Raw genomic sequence first — 12,595 nt, forward strand, 5'->3', positions numbered from 1 at the left:
CTCATCCTAAATGAATACTTTCAATATCAATCGCCGTAGTTTTTTGCAGGGCGCCACGGCTGCTTTGGCTTTATCTGCTTTTGGGGCGCAGGGAATGGATATCATTAATCCTGCAAAACCATATCGAGTGGGGTTGATCGGTACAGGATGGTATGGGAAAAGTGATCTTTTCAGATTAATTCAGGTAGCGCCGGTAGAGGTGATCGCGCTTTGCGATGTTGATAAAAACCAGCTGAACGAAGCTGCGGATCTGGTGAGCAAAAGACAAAAATCGGGAAAGATACCGAAACTGTATTCTGACTACTACAAGTTGCTCGCTGAAAATGAACTGGATATTGTACTAATCGGAACACCTGACCATTGGCACGCATTGCCGATGATTGATGCCGTGAAAAAAGGGGTGAATGTATATGTGCAAAAGCCGATCAGCGTGGATGTGATGGAGGGAGAAGCGATGGTGGCCGCTGCCAGGAAATACAAAAAAGTGGTGCAGGTTGGCACGCAGAGAAAAAGCACACCGCATCTTATCGAGGCTAAAAAAAATATTGTAGACGCAGGTTTGCTGGGAAAGATTTCACACGTTGAAATGTGTTGTTATTACCATATGCGCAACAATGGTAACCCGCCGGTTGAGAAAGTCCCTGAATTTTTAGACTATGAAATGTGGTCAGGTCCGGCACCGTTAAGACCCTACGACGGACTTCCGCATATCCGCTGGTGGAGAACCTTTATGGAATATGGAAATGGTATAACCGGTGATATGTGCGTCCATATGTTTGACACAGTCCGCTGGATGTTGAAACTGGGCTGGCCGAAAAAGATCAGTTCGACAGGAGGTATATATGTTCAGAAAGAAGGGAAATCGAATATATCAGACACACAATCAGCGATTTTTGAATACGATGAATTGAATTGTGTTTGGCAGCATCGCACCTGGGGGACGGCGAATAATCCGGATTATCCATGGTCGTTCACGCTATATGGCGAAAAAGGGACACTTTGGGCAAGCACAATGGCCTATGATTTCATACCGGAGGGCAAAGATCAAAAACGAATTCACAAAGATGTGATTTATGAAAAAGAGAAATATCCGGAAGATGTAAATGAAAAAGGTATCGAGTTGAACGCTGCCCCTGCAACGCGTTTGCATATGTTGGATTTTATAGGTGCAATTGAAAATGGTGGCCGGCCAATAGCCGATATTGAAGAAGGACATATCTCGACAGCCAGTTGTATATTGGCTAATATGTCCATGAAGCTTGGTCGCTCGTTAGTATATGATCCTGTTAAAAAGGAAATAGTGGGTGACAAGGAGGCGACCGGTTTGCTGGCTCGCCCATACCGCGCCCCTTATATCCATCCGGATTACAGGAAAGTTTAGCCTAACAAGACTTTGATTCCAGTGGTCTGATGTAAAGGATGTCACTTTTTTTATATAATCCCGGCCCGAGTGAAGGTGGAAACCACAACCTGAATTGCTGGAAAATGTTAATAATGAAACAATTAAAGCGGTTTCAGTACTATTTAGGTCTGATCCGCTTTAATTGCCTCGCTTAACCTAAAAGATCAATGGCTTCCGTGTTACCTTGCTGGATCGCAAGATCGAACGCGGTCAATCCACGAGTGTCTGTGAGCTGGGTATCCGCACCAAATCCGAGGAATAATTTCACCAGATCGTTTCTGCCAAACATCGTTGCAAACATGAGTGCTGTCCCTCCATTGCCATGTTGCAGATTGAGGTTCGCTCCGTTGTCGATAAGCAATTGAGCAATATCTGCATATCCCTTAAAAGCAGCTCCCATTAAGGCAGTATTGCCGCCGAAATCAGCTGCGTCCACGTCCGCGCCAGCCTGAATAAGAAGTTTTGCGGCTTCCAATCTGTTATTGTAACACGCAATAATAAGAGGAGTATATCCTTTTTCATCCTGCACGTTTACGTCTTGGTTTCTAGCGATAATTTCCTCTAAAACAGGCGTATTTCCAAGACGGGCGGCATGTATAATTACATCATCAAGGTTTTCCATTATTGATATTATAAGATTATAGGTTGTTGACTATACGTTGATAATCAGATAATTGATGTGTGTAAAAACTGTACCACAGTTGTGTGGAGGCACGGGATTTTAAATGAAAAGCTGATAGCAAACTATCTTTTTTAAACCTTAACTTTTTATTTGATTATGAAAGCGACTAAAAATAAAACCACAAAAAAAATCACTGAGGAAGACGGTGAAAAGCTGAAAGAACTATTTGTTGATGGGCTTCAGGATATTTATTGGGCCGAAAAACATTTGGAAAAGGCATTGGTAAAAATGTCAAAAAATACAACATCTGAGGAATTGGCTGCCGCGTTTGTGAAACATACCACGGAAACCCAGGAACATTCAGCGAGACTGGAAGAAATTTTTGGCTTGGTGGGAGAAAAAGCCAAGGCTAAAAAATGTGCCGCCATGGAAGGATTGCTCGAAGAGGCTGATGAAATTATTTCGAGCACAGAGAAAGGTACAATGGTGCGCGATTGTGGGCTGATTATGGCTGCGCAAAAAGTGGAACATTATGAGATAGCCTCCTACGGAACGTTGAGAAATATCGCCCGTACACTCGGCCACGGTGATGTAGCAGACCTGCTTCAGGTAACGCTAGATCAGGAAGGCGAAACAGATCATTTGCTGACGGAGATTGCTGAAAGCTATGTAAATGAGCAAGCAAGCGCAGAATAGATAATAATCGGTTTTTTGAGCCGGCCGTCTGAAAGGATGGTCGGCTTTTTTTATGGTTGAATATGTTGTCGCAAGTAATTAGTTATCGGTAACATATGTGGGCAATTAAATATGCTTATCCACGTTTTTTGACAAACTAATCAGCCATACCATGAAGTCAATTTTCATTGCCTTGTTTGTTGTCTGCTCCTGGTATGCCAATGCTCAGATACTACCGGATTTTAGTACGAAATCTACACAACTGGATGAAAAATCAGTTTCCAAAAAGGAATGGAGTGCCTTTCTTCAGTTCATAAAATCGGACGAGAGTTTTTCAAAAGAATTTGTAAGATCGATGCTTCCTGAGGGATGGGTTCTTGGCAACGTTAATTTGAAAAATCAGGATCAGGCAGTAGAAGGTGTCAGTTGGAGTCAGGCGATGGAGTATTGTAAATGGAAAAGCGAAGTGGCGACTTATCTTCATACACATAAGAAAACGGTAACATTCAGTCAAATGAGAACTGATAATCAATTGGCCAAAACAGTAATTGTCTGCCGACTCCCAACCGAATCTGAATTCGTAAAATTAACTACTAAAACCGTTAAAAGTGGTGCTGGATTTCGCTGTGTTTACGACGTCCGAAAAAGCGCTTGATAGTGTATAACTGCTAAAGATTGGATTCCTGCTTTTTCGCTCAGGCTTCGATCTGTTATATTGTCTAATTCACCATTAAAAATACCTTTCTGGTCACAGAATGGTTCGTTGTTCGGAAATATGATCGGGATGTCGAATTTGTGAGGATGCTTGGACCCAAAACCCCGCCATTCAGCCATTTAGCCCCAATAATTTATATTTGAGAACTTGCATACCAACTTTTGTTGTTTCTTAGTTATATCTGTATTCTGACCCGGAAGTTTTAAACCCAACTGTCCGGAATTTGTCAGATCATAGTAAACTTTAATTTCAAACAACGATGAAAAGCATAGTGAAGTGGGCAAAGTCTCTGATGGTGATGGGCCTCGCCGGGATTTTGATGATGGCTTGTAGCCAGGCGTTACAGGTTAGTTATGACTACGACTCCTCAGTGAACCTCAAGCAATTTAAGACCTTTAATGTAGAACCGGAGCATAAGATTGAACAGGATCCATTATTGGGCAGTGAGCTGAACAGGAGGAGGTTGAGTGATGCGGTGATAGAAGTGATGGAGTCGAAAGGCTACAAGCTCGAAACAAATAACCCTGAGTTGATTGTAAGGTTCATGACGGACGTAAAAGACCGTCAACAAGTTCGCTCGAATAATATGTACTCTCCATATATGTGGTGGTATGGTGGTGGAAATAATATCTCGACCTACAATTATCAGGAGAGCCGTTTCATCCTTAATATTTACCAAAGCAACGGCGACCATATGATTTGGCAGGGCTGGGCTTCAGGAAAAGTGAAGGCACCTACTAAAAGAGATGACCGTGATAATATGGTAAAAAATACGATGTCTGATATCCTGAGAACTTTCCCTCAGGCCACGTTAGACACCTATAGCAGGAAATAATAAACACTTGGTTAAAATTTAGAAAACGGGTCGATGTATTTTGATCCGTTTTTTTATGCCTAAAAAAACAAAGAGGAGCCTAAACTCCTCCCGTCCGTGTGCATATATACTATTGCGCCTGGGCTGTCAGTTTGGGTTTCCCTTCTAAAGTCTGACCTTCCCTAATCTCTTCTGATGCCTTTTTTACAATAAAGTCGCCGGCGTGTAAATCACCGAAAACTTCAACCAGCGAATCCACAACTGTTCCTTTTTTTACAGTGACCCATTCTGCTTTGTTGTCCTTTTGACGAATCACAAACATGCTTTCGCTGGATGTTACTACCGAACTAACGGGTACAAACAAGGTGTTCTGCTGACGTTCCATATTGATTGTTACTTGTGCATACATTCCTGCTTTCAATTGATTGTGGTGATTATTAACATCAAATTCAGCCATCATCGATCTGTTTTCTTCCGAAAGACTCCGTGAACTTCTTGCAAAAACACCGGTATATTGGGTTTCGGGGCTAGCCGGAACGGTGAACTTGACACTGCCCTTGTTTTGGACAGTGCTTGTCATATTTTCAGGAATGGCCAATGTTAAGCGCAGTTTTTTATTGTCTTCCAAAACGAAGAGGGGATGTGCACCATTTTCCGGGCCGACCAATGCGCCAGGGCTGATATTTCTTTCTGTTATAACGCCATCAAACGGAGCAGTAACTGTTAAATATTGAGCAAGTTGCGATTTGGTTTCCATATTGGATTTCGCTGCTTCCAGGTTCCCTTTCGCAACGGCTGCTAACGAGCTGTCGGTCAATACGCGCGCATGTGCTACATCCAACTCGTTCAGGGATACTGCTCCCTGCGTCTTATTGGTTTTCAATAAACGGTTGTAAGTGAGGCTGCTGGTTTTATATTTTGTTTCAAATTCGCTCACAGACGCCCCCACTGCGATCAATTGTGCTTTAGCCTGATTGAGTTCCGTCAAAATTTCGGGCGCTTCCAAAACGGCAAGTACCTGTCCTTTTCTAACCAACGTCCCGCGATCTACTAGTATCGTTTTTACAAAACCTTTGACTTTCGGGTGGATGCTTACTTTATTCCATGGCTTCAATTCTCCCGGTAGTGAAATGGTTTTCGCTGGTTTCAGGCTCTGAACGGTGGTCAGTTCTGCCTCCGCCGGAGCTTCGGTTTTTTGACTGGTTTCATTGTGTTCAGTTTCAGCCTCAGAGGTGCAAGCCGATATCGCCAGCGACGCAAGGATTACGATAACGAGAGATTTAAGAGTTGTCATAGACATGGACGGATGTAAGTTTTTACGAAAGAAATTGCTTGAAGAATCCTCAGGATCAAGGGATACCGAGTCGATGGATGCTTTTTTCTGAACCATCGTGAAGATTGCCGGGAGGATCAGGAGAGATGCCAAAGTTGAGGCGATCAGTCCACCAATAACAGCCTGGCCGAGAGGAGCGATCTGGTCGCCACCGTCTCCCAATCCTGAGGCCATTGGAATCATTCCGGCGATCATGGCGATACTCGTCATTAATATCGGTCGAATCCGGCTTCCGGCTGCGAGCGTCACAGCTTTGCCGGCGTCTTTGATCTCGAGGCGAATATTTTCAGCATTTGTGACCATCAAAATGGCATTGGCAACCGAAACCCCAACGGACATGATCAAACCCATATAAGATTGAAGGTTCAAAGTAGCACCGGTTGTAAGAAGCAGCCCGATTGATCCCACTACCACCGCTGGTATTGTAGAAAGTACAACCAGTGATAGTTTAAACGACTGATAAGAGGCAGCCAGCAAAAGGAACATGATTATGATCGCGATCATCAACCCGGTTTGCAAACTTGTAAGTGTATCCGTCAACAGATTGGACTGTCCTTTGAGCTCAACCAAAACTCCGCGTGGAGGTTCTCCGGCATTTTTAATGGCTTTTTTAACTGCGTCTGTAGCCGTTCCCAAATCCTTTTTATACAAGTTCGAAGTGATTGTAACCAGACGGTTTGGTCCTGCGCGGTCGTATTCTCCGGGCGTTGTCTTTTCGGAGAAAGTGGCTACATCTGCAAGCAACGGATTGCTCACGCCACTTTTCAAAGGTATTGTTCCAATATCTTCCACCGACGTCATTTGATATTCAGGGATTTGTACCTGAACCTGATATGCCAAGCCTTTCGCATTGTCGAGCCACAAATTTTTGTCCGTAAAACGGCTGGACGAGGTTGCTGCCACCATAGATCTGGCTACCTGCGTGGAAGTAATACCTAACTGACCAGCACGTTCGCGATTGATATCTACGTTCAGAACCGGATATTCAAGCGGCTGAGCGATTTGAACGTCCCGCAAATACGATATCTCTTTCATTTCAGCCTGAATTTTTTTGGCAAACCGACCGGCTTCTTCAATATCTTTCGCTGCAACACTTACTTCGATCGGGGTGGAAGAGCCTTGGCTCATGATCTTGTCAACCAACTCGATCGGTTCAAAAGAAATACTCAGTGAAGGAAGTTCTTTTGAGATATTAGCACGAAGTTTCTCTTTCAACGCATCCATTTTTACAGGAAAATCTTCCCTTAGAGACAATTGAAGTACTGCTTCATGCGGACCACTATTGAAAACGAATATGTTGGAGGTGCCATAGCTGGAAGGCACGGTGCCGACATATGCAGACGATATCTCGACGTTTTCTTTGCCAACTTCCTTCTTGATCAAATCCAGTACTCTCAGCGTCGCCTGTTCGGTACGTTCAACCCTTGTACCATCGGGAACGCGTAAACGCATCTGAAATTGGTGACTATTTGCTTTTGGCAGAATATCTGTTCCTATCAATAGAAATCCACCGATGATCAGCAAAACCGAAACAACGAGGTAAACAGGAACGACAAAATTTCTTTTGTTCAATATGCCTGAAAGTGAATCCAGATATCTCAGTTTGAATTTCTCAAATCCTTTCACTGGCAGCGACGGATGCGCACCTTCTTCAATCACATCGTGAATTTCAGTGCTGTCCAGGGCCAACGTTGGTGCCTCGTGTTTTGGATGGTCTTTCAGAAGCCAGTTTGCCAATACGGGTACCAAAGTTTGCGATAAAAGGAACGACGCGATCATCGCAAAACCAACAGCCAGTGACAGTGGCAAGAACATACCTCTTGGAATACCCGTCATTACAAATGATGGAGCAAAAACGGCTAATATGGCCAAAAGGATAAGGAATTCGGGGAAAGCGATTTCCTTACACGCATCCCATATGGCCTGTTCTTTGGGCTTACTCATTTCCTGATGCTGGTGAATATTTTCAATCGTCACCGTGGCCTGATCTACCAATACTCCAATAGCCAGTGCTAATCCGCTCAGCGTCATGATATTGATCGTTTGACCAAACAAATTCATCAATATCACCGCTGAAAGAATAGATATCGGAATCGTAACAACCACGATGATCACACTCCGCCAATCGCGAAGAAAAAGCAATACCATCAATCCGGTAAGTAACGCACCCAGAATACCCTCCGTGATCAGACTTTTCAATGAGTTCGTTACATATACCGACTGGTCAAATTCGTAACTGATTTTAATATCTTCCGGTACAGCATTTCTCAACTGAGGCAAAGCCGCACGGATATTGTTTACAACGTCAAGTGTCGACGCGTCCGATTTTTTTACGACCGGGATATATACCGCTCTTTTCCCATTGACCAGCGCATAACTCACGGTCACGTCGGCGCCGTCTTCCACGGTACCCACGTCACGAACAAAAACAGTCGGGCCTGAACCAACGCGAATCGGGATATTGAGGAAGTCTTCAGGTTTGCTGATCAGGGAGTTAACAGGTGTCATGAGCGTTTTCTCACCGATGCGGATATTTCCGGCAGGGGATGGCTGGTTATTGGCGACAATGGATTTGATGATTTCCTCAGGTGTCAGGTGATAACTTCTGATTCTTTCCGGATCCACACGAACGACGATTGTTCTTTGATTACCTCCAAAAGGCGGCGGGCTGGATACCCCTTCAATACGGGAAAACATTGGGCGAACACGAGATGAAGCAAAATCCTGAATTTCATTTAGCGAGCGGGAGGAGCTTTCAAAAACCATTTGTCCGATGGGAACAGAGCTGGCGTCGAAACGAACCACTTGGGGAGGAACGGTTCCTTCTGGCATATATGCCTTCGCACGGGAAACGTTATTTGCCACTTCCGCCGCCGCCTGGGCCATATCTGTGCCCGGATAAAATGACAATTTGATCAGAGACAATCCCTGAATGGTTTTTACATCGACATCTTTGATCCCCGATACATATAAAAAGTGATCCTGATAACGGGTCGCGATGAAGCCGTCCATCTGGTCGGGAGCCATACCACCATATGGTTGCACCACATAAATAGTCGGCAGGTCAAGATTCGGGAAAATGTCTACCGGAATCGTTCGGATTGACAATATCGAAAAGAACAGGATCCCGATCACCACCACAACTATGGAAATGGGCTGTCTCAGAGCAGTTCGAATGAGTTGATACATATCTTTGGGTTATATATTTCGACTTAAATAATGGGCGGTAACTGTCAGAATGCAATCTGATCAGTTACCAGTCTGGTTTAGGAATATGGTCAGGTCACCTGCAGAAGCAGCTTCCATGAGTAAGGCACGCCAGGCGTTTCCGTTTGTGACATATCGGTCAATTTCCGCGCGGTTCAGCGTGTTTACACTTTGAGCCAGCGTAAACAAATCTGTCATGCCGTTGCGATATCTCGCTTCTGCCTGATTGAAAGCCGTTTGCGCGGCCGATAATTGAACTGGAGTAAGTCGTGCCTGCGCTAGTGAAAGATCAAATTGGAGCTGAGATTCGCGCTGCTGTCTGCTGAGCTGGAGTTTTTGGGTATTGTATAATTCCTTAAAACGCTCAGCCTGAAATTGTTCGCTTTTATAATCATTACGAACTTTCAGGATATTGGTCAGGTTCCATCTGGTGGATATGCCAAAAAGATAATTGTAAACCTGAAACTTGACGCCACTCCCAAAGTTGGAATCAAAGCTGTCGTCCTGATTGGAAACCCCTGAACCGCGGCCCCATCCGGCAGCAACGAGCGATATCGATGGCAGTGCTGAGCGGTGTATTGCCGTACTTCGGGCATTTGAAAGGTCGATTTGAGCTTGCGCCAAACGCAAAAGCGGATTCTTTTGAAACTCCCCTGAAAAGGTCGCTGACACGGGAAGTTTGGAATAAAAATGCAGGGAGTCTACTGTCAGATTCTCTGTTAGTTCGCCACTTAACTCTGCGAGGCGAAGTTGTTGTGTTTTTTCAGAACGTTGACTTTCCAAAAGTAAAAGTTGGGCCTTCGCATATTCCGCGCTGGCGAGTGAGCTGTCGACGCCCGGTCTCATTCCTGAGGTAACATTGGCGTCCGTCACTTCCTTAAAAACACGCGCTCTTTCCAGGTTTTGGAGCTGAGCATCTACAAGCTTTTGATTGATCAGCAAAACCAGGTATGCATCAATAATCTTTATCTGATGCTGGAAAAGTTCGTTTTCATAGTCAAACTGACTTCTTGCAATATCTGAATTGACCGCGTTGATATTGGCTTTGATCTTTCCAAAATTGAATACTTTCCAATCCACGATTGCCGAGGTAAAACTTCCGAAAACTCCCGTATAGATGTTTTCGGGCCTGATTCCGCCGGAGGGTGACAGTGCAGAGCCTTCGTTGGGTAAGTAAGCGCCGGCTACACTATTGCTGGTCGAAAAAGTGTACTGGTCCTGAACGACAAATGACGGCAGATAGTCCGTTTTTACGGATTTAAGTTTACTTTCTGCGCTTTTAATTTCAGCCTTTTTAGCTTTCAGAAACGGGAAATTTTGTTTTCCCTTTTCGAGAATATCGTTTAAAGTAACTTGCTGTGCCATAACACCCACCGGAACGCATATCCATAAAATCAGGAAAGTAACCAGGCGTTTGACATGAGAGCTTTGTGTTGATAAGCATCGGCTTTCTCGTTGGAGGCACTTCTCCGACCCGAAAAATCGCGGCTGACGTGGATAATTCATGAAGTAATCGACTTTATTTTAGGAATAAATTTTGGTCGAAACTATCAACCAAATTGGGAAACATTTGGGAAGAAAGGCCTTGGAGAACTTTTATGGGCTAATTTTATACTTTCCCAAATGTTTCCCATTTCGCCGGGTAGTTTTGTGATGCACATTCTGTATTCTGATGAAAATACTTATTGTAGAAGATGAAAAAGGACTGGCCGAAAGCATCTCGGATTATCTGGGCAGGGAGGGTTTTGTTTGTGAAATAGCCCACACGTTTTGGGAGGCCGATGAGAAGGTAAGTATCTATAATTATGATTGCACGATTGTCGATCTGATGCTGCCTGATGGCGAGGGATATGGAATTATCCAAACACTCAAAAAAATAGCCGCTACCACGGGGATTATCATAATATCTGCCCGTAACTCACTGGAAGACAAGATTAAGGGGTTGGAGATCGGCTCGGACGATTACCTTACCAAACCGTTTCATTTATCCGAGCTGAACGCACGTGTGAAGTCGCTGATCAGGCGGAGAAGTTTCGGGGGGAATAATGATATTCAGTGGAATAGCATCACCGTCCAGCTTCAGGCTAGAAAAGTTTTCGTGGCTGGAAAAGAGACTGCACTTTCTCGTAAGGAATATGATTTGCTTTTATATTTTCTGGCAAACATTGATATGGCGTTGACAAAAGAATCCATCGCCGAACACCTTTGGGGGGATCATATCGATTCTTCCGATTCGCTGGATATGGTGTATTCGCATATTAAAAACCTGCGGCGGAAGTTGCTCGAAAAAGGTGGAAAGGACTATATTCAATCGATTTATGGTATCGGATACAAATTTGCAGCGCCTTGAAACTCTTAGCAAAAACCAGTCGGCTTTATTTGATCGTATCGTTATTCATCTACCTGACAGCGGGAATTACTTTTTACTGGATCGTCAAAACCATGATCTACGACGAAGTAGAAACCCGTCTGCGAGTAGAACGGCGCGATTTTGAGGCCTATCTTGCTACCCATAATACCTGGTCGAACAATTCATACTTCGTTGAAAACAAGATCGAAGTTTCTCCGGTTTACGGCACATTTAAAAATTCTCCGACATTTACCGACACTTTGATTGTCAATCAATATGATGAGTCGGTGGATCCATTTCGGCAGCTAACCTTTTACACAATGATAGGTGGTGTACCGCATCGGGTGGAAATCCGGAAATCCATGATTCAGTCATATAAGCTGATAGAGGCGATATCTGTTGTGATGGTGTTGTTTTTGGGTATGCTGATGCTGAGTATGTTTTTCTTCCAGAGGAAATTGTCGGGCAAATTATGGCAGGCGTTCTATGATACCCTTGCTAAAATCAAACAGTTCGACTGGACCAAAGAGCAGCCCCTCCACCTTACGGAGACTGAAATTGATGAGTTTGCCGAGTTGAATGATGTGTTTACCAAAATGGGCGACAAGATGCAGCATGACTATCGCAGTCTCAAGGAATTTACAGAGAATGCGTCTCACGAAATTCAGACTCCGTTGGCTCTGATCAATGCCCGTGTAGAGCAATTTATTCAATCAAAAGATCTGGACGCCGAACATACCTATTGGATTGAGGAAATATATCATGCATCCAGACGGATGTCGCGCCTCAACCAGGGATTGCTGTTATTAGCAAAGATTGATAATCAGCAGTTTGGTATAGAGGAAGAGCTTGATTTGACCCAGTTGATAGAAGACAAATTACAGGATTTCGAGGATATTGTAACGCATCGCGAAATCGAGATCAAAAGAAATTGGAATAGCCATTTTGTAAAGAAAATGTCGCCAAGCCTCGCCGATATCCTATTGACAAACCTTATCAATAACGCTATTCGTCATAACCATGAATTTGGCAAAATTGAGATAAACGGTGGTGCCCACTATCTTCAGATCAGCAACACGGGAGCCGAATTGAAAAGTGATCCTGCACGTCTCTTTGAAAGATTCAAAAAAGAATCAGCGAAGACAGAATCAGTTGGCCTTGGGCTGGCAATTGTCAAGCAAATATGTGACAATTCGGGGCTGATCGTTGAATATGACTACCATAATTCAATTCACCTGATCAGTATTCATGACAATCAGGAATGGAGGTAAATGATAATTGTTAAAACAGGTTTGCCTTATTTCACCCTTTCAGGGTTGTCCCTGTGAAGAAAATATGCCGTTCTATAATAATACCACCACTTCGTGGTTATTAGAGGGCCGAATTCGTGAGATTATTTGAACTGAGTTATCAAATACAACCAGAATCGAGACTGTAAAAAGTCCGAAGGACTGACATTTTTATAGCAAGTTTATCA

Annotated in this window: 9 protein-coding genes; 6 read left to right on the forward strand and 3 right to left on the reverse strand. The window is 43.9% G+C overall.

The features are described 5' to 3' along the window. Nucleotides 1-10 precede the first annotated feature (10 nt). A complete protein-coding gene (locus AC1XUD_RS15525) occupies nt 11-1,381 on the forward strand; it encodes a Gfo/Idh/MocA family oxidoreductase (protein ID WP_483361939.1) in 1,371 nt (456 codons plus the stop codon). A gap of 172 nt (nt 1,382-1,553) precedes the next feature. Here the strand turns inward: AC1XUD_RS15525 and AC1XUD_RS15530 are convergent, their stop codons facing one another. Further along, nucleotides 1,554-2,024 (reverse strand): ankyrin repeat domain-containing protein, encoded by a 471-nt coding sequence (locus AC1XUD_RS15530; RefSeq protein ID WP_483361940.1) that lies wholly within the window; start codon nt 2,022-2,024, stop codon nt 1,554-1,556. 156 nt (nt 2,025-2,180) lie between these two features. Between AC1XUD_RS15530 and AC1XUD_RS15535 the strand changes: the two genes are divergently transcribed. From AC1XUD_RS15535 to AC1XUD_RS15545, 3 genes are all read left to right on the forward strand, one after another. Further along, nucleotides 2,181-2,720 carry a YciE/YciF ferroxidase family protein gene (locus AC1XUD_RS15535; RefSeq protein WP_483361941.1) on the forward strand — a complete coding sequence of 180 codons (540 nt, stop codon included), beginning with the start codon at nt 2,181-2,183 and terminating at the stop codon, nt 2,718-2,720. 151 nt (nt 2,721-2,871) lie between these two features. Beyond that, nucleotides 2,872-3,354, forward strand: coding sequence for an SUMF1/EgtB/PvdO family nonheme iron enzyme (locus tag AC1XUD_RS15540; RefSeq protein ID WP_483361942.1), 483 nt, complete (start codon nt 2,872-2,874; stop codon nt 3,352-3,354). Between the two features lie 319 nt (nt 3,355-3,673). After that, a complete protein-coding gene (locus AC1XUD_RS15545; RefSeq protein ID WP_483361943.1) occupies nt 3,674-4,249 on the forward strand; it encodes a DUF4136 domain-containing protein in 576 nt (191 codons plus the stop codon). A 109-nt stretch (nt 4,250-4,358) separates the two neighbouring features. Here the strand turns inward: AC1XUD_RS15545 and AC1XUD_RS15550 are convergent, their stop codons facing one another. Together AC1XUD_RS15550 and AC1XUD_RS15555 are read right to left on the reverse strand one after the other, a co-directional pair. Next, complete coding sequence (locus AC1XUD_RS15550; protein ID WP_483361944.1) at nt 4,359-8,750, reverse strand: efflux RND transporter permease subunit; 4,392 nt, start codon at nt 8,748-8,750, stop codon at nt 4,359-4,361. 60 nt (nt 8,751-8,810) lie between these two features. Further along, nucleotides 8,811-10,133, reverse strand: a complete 1,323-nt coding sequence (locus AC1XUD_RS15555) for a TolC family protein (protein WP_483361945.1) — start codon at nt 10,131-10,133, stop codon at nt 8,811-8,813. Between the two features lie 307 nt (nt 10,134-10,440). Between AC1XUD_RS15555 and AC1XUD_RS15560 the strand changes: the two genes are divergently transcribed. Together AC1XUD_RS15560 and AC1XUD_RS15565 are read left to right on the forward strand one after the other, a co-directional pair. Beyond that, nucleotides 10,441-11,118, forward strand: a complete 678-nt coding sequence (locus tag AC1XUD_RS15560; protein WP_483361946.1) for a response regulator transcription factor — start codon at nt 10,441-10,443, stop codon at nt 11,116-11,118. After that, entirely contained in the window at nt 11,115-12,389 is a 1,275-nt protein-coding gene (locus tag AC1XUD_RS15565) for a sensor histidine kinase (RefSeq protein WP_483361947.1), read from the forward strand. Before AC1XUD_RS15560 ends, AC1XUD_RS15565 begins: the two co-directional genes overlap by 4 nt. The last annotated feature ends 206 nt before the right edge of the window (nt 12,390-12,595 follow it).

This window comes from Dyadobacter sp. HNCC25DJ184, from assembly GCF_056895215.1.